Origin of the sequence: Arenibacterium halophilum, from assembly GCF_005938225.1 — a bacterium.
Taxonomy (GTDB): Bacteria; Pseudomonadota; Alphaproteobacteria; order Rhodobacterales; family Rhodobacteraceae; genus Arenibacterium; species Arenibacterium halophilum.
This window is the reverse complement of the sequence record NZ_VCPC01000001.1, coordinates 1,246,546-1,260,455: the sequence shown is the minus strand read 5'-3', so window position 1 is coordinate 1,260,455 and position 13,910 is coordinate 1,246,546. Positions and strand designations below refer to the sequence as shown.

Here is a 13,910-nt window from a genome sequence, read left to right as displayed (position 1 = left end):
GACAAGAGTGATGGCACGCATCATCGACATCAGCACCAACTTCAAGCCGCACACCCAACTGAAGCTGTACGACGTGCTGGGGATCGACCGCAGCACCGCCAAGGGCATCGACCCCGAGGCCTATATCGCCGAGATGGACGCCAACGGCGTGGCGATGACGGGGATCATTTCCAACACCGTTCAGAACGGGGTCGGGGGCGAGCTGCTGATGACGCATGTCGACGAGGTTTATCCGGTGCTTCAGAAATACCCGGATCGCTTCTTTGGCTGGGTCGGGATCAACCCGCTCGGCGGGATGGAGACGCTGCGCTATATCGAATACGCGGTGAAGGAGCTGGGCTTCAAGGGCGTACACGTTTACCCGCATTGGTTCGGTGTGCCGATCAACCACCGCACCTATTGGCCGATCTACGCGAAGTGCTGCGAACTTGACGTGCCGATCACGCTGCAGGTGGGGCGGCAATCGCCCCGCTCGGGCGGGAAGCTGTGTGCGCGGCCCGAATGGATCGAGGATGCGGCGTTCGATTTCCCCGAGCTGACACTGATCGGGCTGCACATCGGCGTGCCCTATGATTTCGAGATGACAAGCGCCGCCATGTGCCACGAGAACGTGTACATCATCGCCGACGCGCATCCGCCCAGCACATGGACCCAGCATTTCATCGACTATTGCGCCGGGCGCGGCTTTGCCACGATGGACGGCGAGAAAAAGGTGATGTGGGGCACAGACTGGCCGGTCCAGACCATCACCAAATCGCTGGCCGAACTGCGCGAGTTGGACATTCCGCAACCGGCGCTGGACAACCTGATGGGCGAAAACGCCATCCGGGTGCTGAAACTGGACGTGCCCGCGCAATGAGGCGCGGGGGTTGCACCCGGGGGCCAAGTGGCGAACATGCCGCTTCGCCCGGTCAGAGGAGGGGACAGGATGGTCACGACGCATAACGCGGTAACGCCGCTCTATCATCAGATCACGCTGGTGCTGCGCGAACGGATCGAGGCCGGGTATTACGGCCCCGAAGGGCGTATCCCGTCAGAGCTGGACCTGAGCAAGGAATTCGATGTCTCGCGCATCACCGTATCGCGCGCGATCAACGACTTGGCGCAGGAAGGTCTGGTCGAGCGGCGACGCGGGGCGGGCACCCGGGTGATCGGCTCGGCGCTGAACCGTCCGGTGACCGCCGGCATTGGCGGGTTGCTGCAAAGCCTGAACGACATGGGCAGCCGCACACAGGTGAAGGTGCTGGAATACGGGTTCGTTTCGCCCTCTCCCGATGTGCAGGCGGCACTGGATCTGCCCGCCGATGCGCGGGTGCAGCGTGCCGTGCGGGTGCGCAGTTTCAAGGGCGAGCCGTTTTCCTACCTGACCTCGTTCCTGCCCGACGATATCGGCGGCCAGTTCGACGACAAGGCACTGGGCCAGCATTCGATGATGGAGCTGCTGAAACTCGCCGGTGTCGAGGTGGGCAGCGCCGAGCAGAGTTTCTCGGCCAGCCTTGCCGACCCACAGACCGGCGCCGCGCTGGACGTGGTGGTGGGCACGCCGCTGTTGTCGATCAACCGCGTGGTGCGCGACCGGCAGGACCGGCCGGTGGAATACCTGCGCATCCTCTATCGCACCGATCGCTACCAGTATCGCATGTCGATGGATGCCGAAAACGAAGGGGCGGCCCGATCATGGTCGACCACCGAAAGCTAGGCCGCATGGGCCGCGAAAAAGGATAGAGCAATGTCAGCCACGCTTGCTGAGACCGCCCTGCTGATCGTCGATCTGCAGAACGATTTCCTGCACCCCGAAGGGGCCTATGGCCGCGCCGGGCAGGCCAGCGCCGAGATCGCCGCGTTGCCTGACCGTATCGCGCCGCTGGCAGGGGCGCTGCGGGCGGCGGGCGGGTCGGTCGTGTCGACCCAGTTCACTCTGGTGCCCGGCCGCCACGGCGCGCCGCTGATCGCGCCGCATCTGAAACAGCTGCGCCCCTTCCTGACCCAAGGCGATTTTGCGCCCGGCAGCTGGGGCAACGCCATGGTCGACAGCCTGCAGCCGGCGGATTTCGCGGTCGAGAAGGTGGCCTATTCCGCCTTCTACATGTCGCGGCTGGAGCTGGTGCTGAGGCGCGCCGGGCTGAGCCGGCTGATCGTCTGCGGCATCGTCACAAATGGGGGTGTCGCCGCCACCCTGCGCGATGCGCATGTGCGCGATTTCGAAACCATCCTGCTCAGCGATGGCTGCGCCGCCTTCAAGCCCGAGGTGCATGACGTGACCATTGCCTCGCTCTCCAGCGTCAGCCCTACGATGACCTGCGCCGAGGCGCTGGTGATGGTGCAGAATGGCGCTTGACGAAATGCTATAATGATATAGCAATAGGTAAAAATGCGAGTTCACATGACCCACCCCCCGCAAACCCTGACACAGAAGATACTGGCCCGCGCCGCGGGGCGTGACACGGTGCGCCCGGGCGAGATCGTGACCGTTTCGGTCGATCTGGCGATGATGCACGATTCCGGCGGGCCGCGCCGGGTCAAACCGATGCTGGAGCGGCTGGGCGCGCAGGTGTGGGACCCGGAGAAGGTGGTTGTCGTGTCAGATCACTTTGTGCCTGCCGTCGATGTGGACAGCGCGCAAATCCTTGATCTGACGCGCAAATGGGCACGCGAAACCCAAGTGCGCCGGTTCTTTGACATGAAGGGCATCTGCCATGTGGTGCTGCCCGAAAACGGGTTGATCCAGCCCGGCATGATGGCCGTTGGCGGCGATAGCCATTCCTGCACCGGCGGCGCATGGGGCGCGGTGATGGTGGGCGTGGGCGCCACCGATATGCTGGGCGTGCTGGTCACCGGCGAAATCTGGCTGCGGGTGCCGTCGACCGTCCGGTTCACCTGTCAGGGCAGCCTGCCGCCCGGGGTCAGCGCGAAAGATATCATGCTGCACCTCTGCGCCACGGTCGATCCGGTGTCGATGAACTATCGCGTTGCCGAATACGCGGGTCCCGCCGTCGAAGCGATGGAGATGTCCGAGCGGATGACGCTGTGCAACATGTCTGCCGAGCTTGGCGCCAAGACCGGGATCATCGCCCCGGATGCCACCACGCACGATTGGCTCGCGCAGGTTGGGGCCGGGGTCGGCGATCTGGAGGTTCTGGGCGACCCCGAGGCCGAGATCGAACGTGAGGTCGTGATCGACACGCCCGCCCTTGCCCCGCAGGTGGCCGCGCCGCATTCGCCCGCCAACACTCACGCGGTCACCGACAGCCTGGGCACGCGCGTCACGCAGGCCTATATCGGTGCCTGCACCGGGGCCAAGTTGAACGATCTGCACATGGCGGCGAAGGTGCTGAAAGGCCGCCGCGTGGCCGATGATGTGCGCCTGCTTCTGGCGCCCGCGTCCACCAAGATCACCGCCGAGGCCGCGCGCGACGGCACGCTGGAAATCCTGACCGAGGCGGGTGCGATCCTGCTGCCATCGGGCTGCGGCGCCTGCGCGGGCATGGGGGCAGGGATCCTCGCCGATGGAGAGGTGTGCATCGCCTCGACCTCGCGCAACTTTCAGGGGCGCATGGGATCCTCCAAGGCCGAGGTCTGGCTGGCCTCGCCCTATACCGTTGCCGCCGCCGCCGTAACCGGCGCAATCGCCGACCCGCGGGAGATGCTGGCATGAAGATCGACGGCACCACCCACGCCTTTGGCGACCGGATCGACACCGACCTGCTGTCGCCCGGTGCCTATATGAAGGGCCCGATCGAAGAGATGGCGAAACATTGCCTTGAAGCGATCGACCCGGAATTCCCGGCCCGGTCGCAACTTGGCGATATCGTGACGGCAGGCTTTGAATTCGGCACCGGATCCTCGCGCGAACAGGCGGCCAGCTGCCTGCTGCTGAACGGCATCGGTTGCGTGCTGGCGCGGTCTTTCGCGCGCATCTTCTATCGCAACGCGCTGAACCTTGGGCTGCCGGTACTGGTCTGCCCCACGGCGCATGAAATCCCTGCTGGCACCCGGCTGGTTGTTGACCCGCTGGCCGGCACCGCGACAGAGGCGGGCGGACGCGTGCACAGCTGCGAGCCGATCCCCGAACGCCTGATGCAGATGGTCGCCGCCGGTGGCCTGATCCCCTTTCTAGAACAGACGAGGACCCAATGAACCTGCGCGAACGGCTGAAACAGCCGGAAATCCTCGTGGCTCCGGGGTGTTACGACGGGCTCTCGGCGATGTTGATCGAACAGGCCGGGTTCGAGGCCGCTTATGTTTCGGGCGCCTCGGTCAGCTATACCCGCTATGGCCTGCCCGATATCGGGCTGGTCGGCATGTCGGAAATGGCCGACACGGTGCGCGCCCTGTCGCAACGGATTTCGCTGCCGCTGATCGTGGATGGTGACACCGGGTTCGGCAATGCGCTGAACGTGCAGCGCACCGTGCGCGCCTATGGCGACGCCGGGGCCGCCGCGATCCAGCTGGAAGACCAGACATTCCCGAAACGCTGCGGCCATCTGGACAGCAAGACACTGATTTCGACCACGGCGATGGCGGGCAAGATCCGCGCCGCCGTGGATGCGCGCGCAAGCGACGACATGCTGGTGATCGCGCGCACCGACGCCGTGGCCGTCGAAGGGCTGGCCGCCGCGCTGAACCGGGCCGAAGCCTATGTGGATGCGGGCGCGGACATGCTGTTTGTCGAGGCCCCACCCAGCACCGACGCCTTGGCCGAAGTGGGCGAAAAGCTGGGCCACCGGATCCCCCTGATGGCCAACATGGTCGAAGGTGGCAAAACGCCCCTGTCCTCGGCCGCCGATCTTCAGGCGCTGGGCTATTCCATGGTGATCTTCCCCGGGGCCTTCGTGCGGGCGCTGACATGGATGGGGCAGGAATTCTTTGGCGCGCTGCGCGAACACGGCACGACACGCCCCTATGCCGACCGGATGCACGATTTCAATTCACTGAACGATGTGCTTGGCACGCCCGATTTCATCGCGCGCGGCCACAGCTATGACGAATAGGACCAAAGCCATGAGCGACATGGACCCGATCACGCTGGCCGTGCTGAAGGGACGGCTGGAACAGATCGCCGACGAGATGGACGCAACACTCTTCCGTTCCGCCTTTAACCCCATCATCGCCGAAGCGCATGATGCCAGCCACGGGCTGTACCACGCCGAAACCGGCGAAACGCTGGTGCAGGGCAAATCCGGCCTGCCGATTTTCGTGGGCGCGATGGCCTATGCCACCAAGGCGGTGATCGACAAGGCAAAGGCGGACGGCAACCTTGCTGATGGCGATGTCTATATCTTCAACGATCCCTACGATGGCGGCACGCACCTGTCGGATTTCAAACTGATCCGCCCCTATTTCCGCGAAGGCGAATTGTTCTGCTGGATCGCCTCGGTCGGGCATTGGCATGACGTGGGTGGCAACGTGCCGGGCAACTATAACCCCGTCGCGACCGAGAGCTTTCAGGAGGGGATGCTGATCCCGCCGGTGAAACTTTACTCGGGCGGAACGCTGAACCCCGATATCGTCACCATCCTCAGCGCCAACAGCCGCCTGCCGCGCAGCGTCTATGGCGACATGAACGGGCAGGTAAACGCGCTGCAACTGGGCATCCGTCGGCTGGACGCGCTGCTGGACGAATACACCGGCCCCGTGGTGCAGCAGGCCATGACCACGCTGCGCGACCGCGGCGCCGTGCTGATGCGCGCCCGCATCGCCGGCCTGCCCGATGGCAGCTGGAGCGCGACCGATTACCTGGACAACGATGGCATCACCGACGCGCAGATGCAGATCGCGCTGAAGATCACCGTCAAGGGCGAGGATCTGACGCTGGATTTCACCGGCACCTCGCCGCAGTGCATGGGGCCGGTCAATATCTCGCGTTCGACGGCCGAGGCGGCCTGTTACGTGGCGCTGAAGCACGTCTTCCCCGACGTGCCCGCCAATGGCGGCGTGCTGGAACCGGTGCAGATCGACCTGCCCGAAAACAGCCTGCTGTGCGCCAAGGCGCCGCGCCCGGTGGGCGGCTATACCGAAACGATCCTGCGTCTGATTGATGTGGTGTTTCAATGCTTTGCCCAGGCTGTGCCCGATATCGCCCCGGCCCCGGCCTATGGCACGATCAACGCGCTGTCGATTTCCGGGCATAACCCGGGTGGCCAACGCTGGGTCATGTTCTCGTTCTTCGGGGGCGGACACGGCGGGCACAGCGATGGCGACGGTCTGAACCACGGCAACGCGCCGATTTCCACCGCGACGATCCCGCCGCTGGAAATTCTGGAAGCGGCCTATCCGGTCAAGTTCACCCAATGGGCGCTGCGCCCCGATTCAGGCGGCGCAGGCGAATTCCGCGGCGGTCTGGGCGCGATCTATGAAATCGAGCTGCTGGCAGATGAGGCGCAGGCGTTTCTGTTCGGCGAACGCGGCCGCACCCCGCCTCCGGGCGTGAACGGCGGCGGCGCGGCCCTGCGCAACCGCTTTACCTTCCCCGATGGCGAAGGCGGGCGGGCCGAGCCGCCGATGACCTCCAAGATGACCGGCATCCGGCTGTCCAAGGGGCAGCGCGTGCGGCTGGAAACGCCGGGCGGCGGCGGCTGGGGCAACCCCGCCAACCGCGCCCCCGCGCTGACAGAACAGGACCGACGGCTGGGCTATGTCGGCCAAGGCGCCGCCCAGACAGAGAACAAGGCATAACAACATGACGGATAAATCGACCGTAATCGGCGTCGACGTGGGCGGCACGTTCACCGATCTATTCTTCCTGAACGACTCCACCGGCGCCATCGACGTGGTCAAGGTGCCCTCGACCCGGGGGCGCGAGGCCGATGGCTTCCTGGACGGGCTGTCGCGCAACCAGACCGATCTGGCAAAGGTCGGCACCATCGTGCACGGCACCACCGTGGGCACCAACGCCCTGCTGGAGCGCAAGGGCGCAAAATGCGGGCTGATCACCAGCGCCGGGTTCCGCGACGTGCTGGAAATGCGCCGCCGCGACCGCCCGGCGACATGGGGCCTGAGGGGGGAATACACGCCCGTGATCCCGCGTGACATGCGGCTGGAAGTGCCCGAACGTATCCTTGCCGACGGTACCATCGACACACCGCTGGATCACGACGCGCTGCGCGCCGCCGCGCAAGCCCTGCTTGATCAGGGGGCCGAGGCAGTGGTGGTGGCTTTCGTCAACGCCTATGCCAATACGGCGCACGAAGAAGAGGCGCTGAAGGTGCTGGCCGAAGTCTGGCCCAACGAGCATCTGACCGCCGCGACCCGCCTGTTGCCCGAAATCCGCGAATTCGAACGCACGTCGACCGCGGCGCTGAACGGCTATCTGCAACCGGTGGTGGCGACCTATCTGGACAAGCTCAACAACCGCCTGAAAGATGAAGGCTTTGACGGCGATCTGCTGATCGTGCAGTCGAACGGCGGCGTGATGACGGTGGACACTGCTGGCAAACTGCCGGTGCGCACCGCGCTGTCGGGGCCTGCGGCAGGGGTCATAGCCTCGGCCGAAATCGCGGCGGCGGCGGGGTTCCCGAATGTCATCACCTGCGACATGGGCGGCACCTCTTTCGATGTCTCGCTGATCGCAGGCGGCGAAACCCACCTTGCGGCGCAGACGGCGATCGACTTCGGCATGGTGGTCCGCTCGCCGATGATCGAGATATCGACAATCGGCGCCGGGGGCGGTTCCATCGCCTGGGTCGACGATGCGGGCATCCTGCAGATCGGGCCGGAAAGCGCCGGGTCGATCCCCGGGCCCGTGGCCTACGGGCAGGGCAACACCCGCCCCACGGTGACCGACGCCAACGTGGTGCTGGGCCGGATCAATGCCGAACGCCCCATCGGCGGCAAGCTCGCCCGGCTGGATGTCGACGCCGCGCGCGACGCGATCCTTGAACATGTGGGCAAACCGCTGGGCCTTGATGCCACGGCGGCGGCGGCGGCTATCCTGCGGGTGGCCAACGCACGTCTGGCCGGCGCGCTGCGGCTGGTGTCGATCGAACGCGGCTACGACCCACGGGATTTTTCGGCGCTGCCCTTCGGCGGAGGCGGCGCCCTGCACGCTGGCGCGCTGATCGGCGAAGTCGGCCTGAAAAGTGCGCTGGTCCCGCGTTATCCGGGCGTCGCTTCGGCGCTGGGCTGTGTGATCGCCGATATGCGCCACGACCAGATCCGCACGGTGAATGGCGTGCTGTCTTCGCTGGACGCGCCCGCGCTGGCGGCGCAAGCAAACGACATGGCCGAGACCGGCCTGGCCCTGCTCAATCGCGGCGGCATCACCTTTGTCGCGCGCGATGTCCTGGTCGAGCTTGACATGTCCTACCTTGGCCAGACCCACACCGTTTCCGTGCCCGTGGCACTGAACGATCTCGGTGCGCGCGAGGCGATCAGGTCGGCGTTTGAAGCCGCCTATGACACCGCATTCGGCAGCCACCTCGACAATGTCGATATCCGCGTGCTGAACCTCCGCGTCGCCGCCATCGGCCGCCGACCGAAGTTCGACCTGCGGGTGCTTGCGCCTGTCACCACCGGCCCCGCCAGTGCTGCACGACAGGGCAGCCGCCAGATGTTTGCCGAAGGCAACTGGCACGAGACCCCGGTGTACGACCGGCTCGCCCTGCCGGTTGGCGCCGTGATCGACGGCCCGGCGATTCTGGAACAGCTTGACACCACGATCATCGTCGAACCGGGTCAATCCGCGCGGGTGGATGATTTCGGGAATGCTATCATCGAGCCGGTCCAACACATGTGATGTTGCAAACCGCGCTTTCGCGCGGTGCCTCCGGCGGGGATACTTAAGGCCCAAAGAAGCAGGGGACTCCTTGGCTTCTTTGGGCTCCAAATATCCCGGGGGAGGCCGCAAAGCGGGCGGGGGCAGAGCCCCCTTCTTCTTCCACTTCCGCCTCCCGGCGGCGGAGGAAGAGCCGCCTTACACGCCTCGATATTGCGGCGGGCGGCGTTCCATGAAGGCGCGGGGGCCTTCTCGGGCGTCTTCGCTGGCCATGATCCTGTCCATGCTGGCGGTTTCGATGGCAAACCCGTCTTCCAGCGTATGCCCGACAGCCTTGGCGGTCGCCCGTTTGAGTTCGGCCAGAGCGAGCGGGCCGTAGCCAGCGATGCGGTTGGCAAGCTCCATGGCGGCGGGCAATACCCTGTCTTGCGGGACAGCGCGGTTGATCAAACCCCAGTCCAGCGCCTGCCCGGCTTCGATCTGATCGCCGGTCAGCAGCAGTTCCATGGCCGCCGCATAGGGAATCTGGCGGTGCAGCCGGGCCAGCGTTCCGGCAAAGGGGATCAGCGCGTGGCGCACTTCGGGCAGACCGAACCGTGCCGTTTCGGACGCGATCCGGATATCGCAACCCAGCATCAGTTCGAACCCGCCTGCAAGGCAGTGGCCGTTGATCGCGGCGATCATCGGCTTGGCCAGCACGGGGCCCTTCAGCGTGGACCGGAACAGTGTGTCGCGGTTCGCGACCAGCCGGTGATCCCACTCGGTTTCCGGCTTTCGCGCACCCGACAGCAGCGGCAGGGTCAGCTCTAGGTCGCCGCCTGAGCAGAAGCTGCGCGTGCCTGCGCCTGTTACGACGGCGACCCGCAACTCCGCATCCGACTCGAACCGGTCGAAGGCATCGGCAAGGCGGCAGATCATTTCCGGAGTCTTGGCGTTGTGACGTTCCGGTCGGTTCAGGGTAATCCGGGCCACGTGGCCTTGGGTATCAAACAGCAAGGGCAATGTCATGATGCAGATCGTTCCTTGACCGTGAAGCTAACTGGCATCCCGGCCAGGGCGGCCCGCAGCGGTTCGCATTGACCCGAGGGAGCCGAGATGATCGTCGTCTCGCCCGGCGCAATCGTGATGTCGCCGGGCCCCAGCCCGGCGGTTTCGGCGGCCGAGAGGATCGCCCAGCCGGTCGCCTGGTGCCGTAGCGTCGGCTTGAAGATCTTGCCCACGGGGGTCAGGGGCATCGTGTCGATCACCTCGATCCGTTTTGGCAGCGCCACCGGGTCTTCCAGACGGCCTTTCAGGAACGCGACCAGCGCGGCGCCATCTGGCGCGTCGTCGCCGGTGCGCAGAGTCACGAATGCCACCGGCAATTCACCGGCATAGGCGTCGGGCATCCCCACGGCGGCGGCGGTTTCGACCATCGGGTGCGCCAGAAGCGCGTCCTCGATCATCTGCGGGTCGATGTTGTGGGCGCCGCGGATGATGATGTCCTTCTTGCGCCCGGTCACGAACAGGCGCCCGCTGTCATCCACCCGGCCCAGATCGCCCGAGACCAGCCAGCCGCCGGACAGGAAGGTGCCTGCGTTGCGCGCCGCGTCGGAATACCCGGCCGAAACGTTGGGGCCGCGCAGCGCGATGATGCCGGTTTCATCCGGGCCGAGGCGCTTGTTCGGGTCGGCCTCGCCATCCGTCTCGCCTAGGATCGCCAGTTCGGAAAACGGCATCCGCAGCCCGCAGGACAGTGGCGTGCGCGGCGCGGCGACGGGCTCGACCGCGATCGCCCCGGCACATTCGGTCATGCCAAGGATGTTGCGCACGGCCTTGCCGGTTAGCTTTTCGCTCGCCTCGGCCAGCTCGGTGGGTAGGGGCGAGCCTCCGGTCAGGAAATACTTCAGCGAAGAAATGTCGGCGTTGATCTTCACCGATTTCATGCCTGCCAGCACCGTCGGCACCGCGCCGATGATGGTGATGCCGTGGCGTTCCACCTGTTGCCAGATACTGCGCACGAAGGTCTGGTTGCGCATCCCCAGCCTCCCGGGAACGAGTAACGTGCCCCCGGCGGACAGGGTGGACAGCCCGTAAACGAAAGCCCCCGCGACATGGAACAGCGGGAAGCCGTTCACCACCACGTCGCCCGGGCCAAGATCGTGCAGCAGCGCGCAGGATCGGGCGACATGTGCCTCGTTCAGGCGCGAATGGCGCACCATCTTGGGCGCGCCGGTGGTGCCGCCGGTGTGGTAATAGGCGGCCAGCGCGTGTTCGTCGCCGTCGGGCGTGATGTCAGCGCCGTCGATGTTTGCGGCGATCAGGTCGGTCAGGCTGCCATCCGAGCCGGGGCAGGGGGCATCGGCATCTGCATCCAGGATCGGCAGCGTCACGCCTTCGGCGCGCAGGGCGGGGACCAGCGCCGTCCAATAGTCGATCTCGGCATTCACGCCGGTAATGACAATGGCAGCCGCATTCCCCGCTTTAAGCAGCGCGGCGATATGGGCGGGCGTCAGCATGGGGTTGATCGGGCAGGCATGGCCCACGATTTGTGCACCCCACAGCGCGATCTGCGCCTGCGGGGTGTGTTGCGTCAGGACGGCAACCGAAGTGCCGGGCACAACGCCAAGGGCGCGAAAGCCACGGGCGGCGGCCATGCAGCTGGCGGCCAGGTCGGCATAGGTCAGAATCGTGTCGCGGGCCGGGTCGGCGGCGTCGTTCAGAAAGCGGATCGCCACGTCATCCGGCGCGCGGGCGGCCGAGCTGCGGATCATGTCCCACGGGGTGCGCTGGGGGTATGCGGCGTTGAACCCGCCCGCTTCCAGCGCCTGAATGTCGGCAAGGGTGCGCAGGCTCATGAGGTGGCTCCATTTTGGGGGGCGGGTTTTGCGGCATGGGCCAGCGCGGTGCGCAGGTTGCCATCGACCCGGTCCAGCAGGCCGATCAGCGTGTCGACCTCGGCCCCGTCCAACCCGGCGGTCATCATCGCCTCGTGCCGGTCGACCTCCTGGCCCAGCCGGTCCAGCATCTGGGCGCCAGCGGGTGTCAGGAATACCCGGCGCACGCGTTTGTCGCGCGGGGTGGCGCGGCGTTCGATCCAGCCATCGCGCGTCATGCTGTCAAGGATGGGCACAAGGCTGGACCGGTCGAGGAAAATCGCCTCGGCCAGGCGGGTCTGGGCGATGCCGGGGTTGGCCTGAATGATGCGTAACATCCCGTAATAGCGGGGCGCGGTGCCGAACCCCGCCAGCACGGTTTCGAAGCTTTTGTAGGCCGCGATCTGCAACAGTCGGATCCGGTAGGACACCGAGCCGCGCAGCTCGTCCGGTTCCACCAGCGGCTCGTCTGCGCGAATGGCCCCTTGCACCGTGCCCATCACTGCATCCCCGAGGGCAGGAACAGCACGATCCCCGGGAAGGCGATCAGCAGGATCAGCCGCACCACATCGATGGCGACGAAGGGGAGGACGCCCCGGAAGATCGTCGGCAGGGATACGCGCGCGGCAATCGAGTTGATGACGAAGACGTTCATCCCGACCGGAGGCGTGATCAGGCCCAGTTCCACCGTCATCACGATGATGACGCCGAACCAGATCGGGTCGAACCCCAGTTCCGTGATGACGGGGAAGACGATCGGCACCATCAGGATGATCATCGCCATCGCGTCAAGGAAACAGCCCATGATCAGGAACATCGCCATGATCAGCAGCAGCGTGCCGTATTTGCCCACGCCCAGGTCGATCAGGAATTGCGTCAGTTCCTGCGGGACCTGCGTGATGGCTAGGAAATAGCCAAACAACGTCGCCCCGATCAGCACGACATAGATCGCGACCGAGGTGCGCAGCGCCTCGACAAGGCTGTCCAGCAGCGAAGAGGCATTCAGCCGTCCACGCGCCAGCCCGATCAGCGCCGTCAGAAAGGCCCCGGCGGCGGCGGCTTCGGTCGCGGTGACGATACCGAAGTAGATCGACAGGATGACGGCCACGAACAGCAGCCCTACGGCCCAGACCCCGCGCAGCGAGCGGACCGCTGCCCCTAGGTGAAACACTTCGCCCTCGGGCAGTTTTGAGGCGTACCAGACACGCACCGTCAGCATGTACAGCAGCACGGCCAGGATGCCGGGCACGATGCCCGCGACGAACAGAACGCCGATGTCCTGTTCGGTGATGAACCCGTAAACGGCCAGCACGACCGACGGCGGAATCAGGATGCCCAGCGTGCCCCCGGCGGCGATGATCCCGGTCGATACATCGTCGGGGTAGCCCGCCGATTTCATCTCGGGGTAGGCGACTTTCGTCATCGTGGCGGCGGTGGCGACGGACGACCCGCAGATCGCGGCAAAGCCCGCGCAGGCCCCGACCGACGCCAGCCCAAGACCGCCCCGGAAGCCGCCCAGCCATGCGCGCCCGGCGCGGAACAGTTCCGACGACATGCCGGAATTCGTCGCCAGCACGCCCATCAGCACGAAGAAGGGGATCAGCGTCAGGTTGAAATCGGTGATCGTGCTGATCGGTGATTGCGATAGCAGGTTCAGCGCCGGGCCCATGCCGACCACGGCGCCAAAGCCGCCGATCCCGACCAGACCCATGGCGATGCCGATCGGCACCCGCACCAGCATCAGCGCAAACAGGGCGACAAAGCCGCCGGTGGCGATAAGTTCGTTGCTCATTTCAGCCGCAAGTCCTGTTCAAGCTGTTCGTCGATGCCGTCGTATTCGCCCAGATCCTGGCCGCGCGCCGTGATCAGCCAGAGCCGCAGCGCGGTGGTGATGAGCGCTGCGACCAGCCCCAGCCAGATGCCAAGGATGAAGGGCCAGTGCGGCAGCCGCAGATCCATCGTGGCATCGCCGCCGTAGAAGGCGCTGACCAAGCGTTCCCAGATCTTCCACGTCAGCAGGATGGTGAAGCCCAGAAGCACCGCCCAGGCGAGCGCGTTGATCGCTCGTCGTGCGGCGGCAGGCAGGGCATGGGCCAGCAGATCGACCTTGATATGCGTGCCGTGAAACCCGAGGCTGGCCAGCCCCCATGCGATGGCAACGCCCAACACAAGGCGCGACAGGTCGAAGGCATCGGGCACCGGCCGCGCAAAGCCATAGCGCCCGATGGCCGAAATCACGATCAGCACGGTTACAAGGCCCAGCATCACGCCGGCGATCCGTTCGATGATATGGACAGTTTTCAGCGCGCCGCCCGCGCCGTTGCGATCAGGGGTCATTCGCG

General features: G+C 65.7%; 13 protein-coding genes. 8 read left to right on the top strand and 5 right to left on the bottom strand.

The features are described from left to right. Nucleotides 1–10 precede the first annotated feature (10 nt). The 8 genes from FGK64_RS06075 to FGK64_RS06040 all read left to right on the top strand — a co-directional run bounded on the left by FGK64_RS06075 (nucleotide 11) and on the right by FGK64_RS06040 (nucleotide 8,734). Nucleotides 11–859 (top strand): amidohydrolase family protein, encoded by an 849-nt coding sequence (locus FGK64_RS06075; RefSeq protein ID WP_138862862.1) that lies wholly within the window; start codon nucleotides 11–13, stop codon nucleotides 857–859. Nucleotides 860–928: 69 nt separating this feature from the next. Next, nucleotides 929–1,699 (top strand): GntR family transcriptional regulator, encoded by a 771-nt coding sequence (locus FGK64_RS06070; protein ID WP_171053987.1) that lies wholly within the window; start codon nucleotides 929–931, stop codon nucleotides 1,697–1,699. Between the two features lie 30 nt (nucleotides 1,700–1,729). After that, nucleotides 1,730–2,338: a cysteine hydrolase family protein gene (locus tag FGK64_RS06065; RefSeq protein WP_138862860.1), complete on the top strand. Its 609-nt coding sequence runs from the start codon at nucleotides 1,730–1,732 to the stop codon at nucleotides 2,336–2,338. Nucleotides 2,339–2,383: 45 nt separating this feature from the next. After that, complete coding sequence (locus FGK64_RS06060; protein ID WP_138862859.1) at nucleotides 2,384–3,655, top strand: 3-isopropylmalate dehydratase large subunit; 1,272 nt, start codon at nucleotides 2,384–2,386, stop codon at nucleotides 3,653–3,655. Continuing rightward, nucleotides 3,652–4,137, top strand: a complete 486-nt coding sequence (locus FGK64_RS06055; RefSeq protein WP_138862858.1) for a LeuD/DmdB family oxidoreductase small subunit — start codon at nucleotides 3,652–3,654, stop codon at nucleotides 4,135–4,137. The genes FGK64_RS06060 and FGK64_RS06055 overlap by 4 nt, the downstream gene beginning before the upstream one ends. After that, complete coding sequence (locus FGK64_RS06050) at nucleotides 4,134–4,991, top strand: isocitrate lyase/PEP mutase family protein (protein ID WP_138862857.1); 858 nt, start codon at nucleotides 4,134–4,136, stop codon at nucleotides 4,989–4,991. Before FGK64_RS06055 ends, FGK64_RS06050 begins: the two co-directional genes overlap by 4 nt. A 10-nt stretch (nucleotides 4,992–5,001) precedes the next feature. Continuing rightward, nucleotides 5,002–6,675, top strand: a complete 1,674-nt coding sequence (locus tag FGK64_RS06045; protein WP_138862856.1) for a hydantoinase B/oxoprolinase family protein — start codon at nucleotides 5,002–5,004, stop codon at nucleotides 6,673–6,675. 4 nt (nucleotides 6,676–6,679) lie between these two features. Continuing rightward, on the top strand, nucleotides 6,680–8,734 hold the full coding sequence (locus FGK64_RS06040) for a hydantoinase/oxoprolinase family protein (RefSeq protein WP_138862855.1): 2,055 nt from the start codon (nucleotides 6,680–6,682) through the stop codon (nucleotides 8,732–8,734). A 177-nt stretch (nucleotides 8,735–8,911) separates the two neighbouring features. On the opposite strand, the gene FGK64_RS06035 is transcribed toward FGK64_RS06040, so the two are convergent. From FGK64_RS06035 to FGK64_RS06015, 5 genes are read right to left on the bottom strand one after another with little or no spacing between them, the layout of a single operon-like run. Further along, a complete protein-coding gene (locus tag FGK64_RS06035) occupies nucleotides 8,912–9,721 on the bottom strand; it encodes an enoyl-CoA hydratase/isomerase family protein (RefSeq protein ID WP_138862854.1) in 810 nt (269 codons plus the stop codon). Beyond that, nucleotides 9,718–11,550 (bottom strand): AMP-binding protein, encoded by a 1,833-nt coding sequence (locus FGK64_RS06030; RefSeq protein ID WP_138862853.1) that lies wholly within the window; start codon nucleotides 11,548–11,550, stop codon nucleotides 9,718–9,720. Before FGK64_RS06030 ends, FGK64_RS06035 begins: the two co-directional genes overlap by 4 nt. Then, nucleotides 11,547–12,068 (bottom strand): MarR family winged helix-turn-helix transcriptional regulator, encoded by a 522-nt coding sequence (locus FGK64_RS06025; RefSeq protein ID WP_138862852.1) that lies wholly within the window; start codon nucleotides 12,066–12,068, stop codon nucleotides 11,547–11,549. Before FGK64_RS06025 ends, FGK64_RS06030 begins: the two co-directional genes overlap by 4 nt. After that, entirely contained in the window at nucleotides 12,068–13,360 is a 1,293-nt protein-coding gene (locus tag FGK64_RS06020) for a TRAP transporter large permease (RefSeq protein ID WP_138862851.1), read from the bottom strand. Before FGK64_RS06020 ends, FGK64_RS06025 begins: the two co-directional genes overlap by 1 nt. Next, complete coding sequence (locus FGK64_RS06015; protein WP_138862850.1) at nucleotides 13,357–13,905, bottom strand: TRAP transporter small permease; 549 nt, start codon at nucleotides 13,903–13,905, stop codon at nucleotides 13,357–13,359. The genes FGK64_RS06020 and FGK64_RS06015 overlap by 4 nt, the downstream gene beginning before the upstream one ends. Between the last annotated feature and the right edge of the window lie 5 nt (nucleotides 13,906–13,910).

Coding starts and splice junctions, on each gene's coding strand:
- FGK64_RS06015 (WP_138862850.1), bottom strand. CDS start 13,905: ATGACCCCTGATCGCAACGGCGCGGGCGGCGCGCTGAAAACTGTCCAT.
- FGK64_RS06065 (WP_138862860.1), top strand. CDS start 1,730: ATGTCAGCCACGCTTGCTGAGACCGCCCTGCTGATCGTCGATCTGCAG.
- FGK64_RS06025 (WP_138862852.1), bottom strand. CDS start 12,068: ATGGGCACGGTGCAAGGGGCCATTCGCGCAGACGAGCCGCTGGTGGAA.
- FGK64_RS06020 (WP_138862851.1), bottom strand. CDS start 13,360: ATGAGCAACGAACTTATCGCCACCGGCGGCTTTGTCGCCCTGTTTGCG.
- FGK64_RS06045 (WP_138862856.1), top strand. CDS start 5,002: ATGAGCGACATGGACCCGATCACGCTGGCCGTGCTGAAGGGACGGCTG.
- FGK64_RS06075 (WP_138862862.1), top strand. CDS start 11: ATGGCACGCATCATCGACATCAGCACCAACTTCAAGCCGCACACCCAA.
- FGK64_RS06060 (WP_138862859.1), top strand. CDS start 2,384: ATGACCCACCCCCCGCAAACCCTGACACAGAAGATACTGGCCCGCGCC.
- FGK64_RS06030 (WP_138862853.1), bottom strand. CDS start 11,550: ATGAGCCTGCGCACCCTTGCCGACATTCAGGCGCTGGAAGCGGGCGGG.
- FGK64_RS06070 (WP_171053987.1), top strand. CDS start 929: ATGGTCACGACGCATAACGCGGTAACGCCGCTCTATCATCAGATCACG.
- FGK64_RS06035 (WP_138862854.1), bottom strand. CDS start 9,721: ATGACATTGCCCTTGCTGTTTGATACCCAAGGCCACGTGGCCCGGATT.
- FGK64_RS06050 (WP_138862857.1), top strand. CDS start 4,134: ATGAACCTGCGCGAACGGCTGAAACAGCCGGAAATCCTCGTGGCTCCG.
- FGK64_RS06040 (WP_138862855.1), top strand. CDS start 6,680: ATGACGGATAAATCGACCGTAATCGGCGTCGACGTGGGCGGCACGTTC.
- FGK64_RS06055 (WP_138862858.1), top strand. CDS start 3,652: ATGAAGATCGACGGCACCACCCACGCCTTTGGCGACCGGATCGACACC.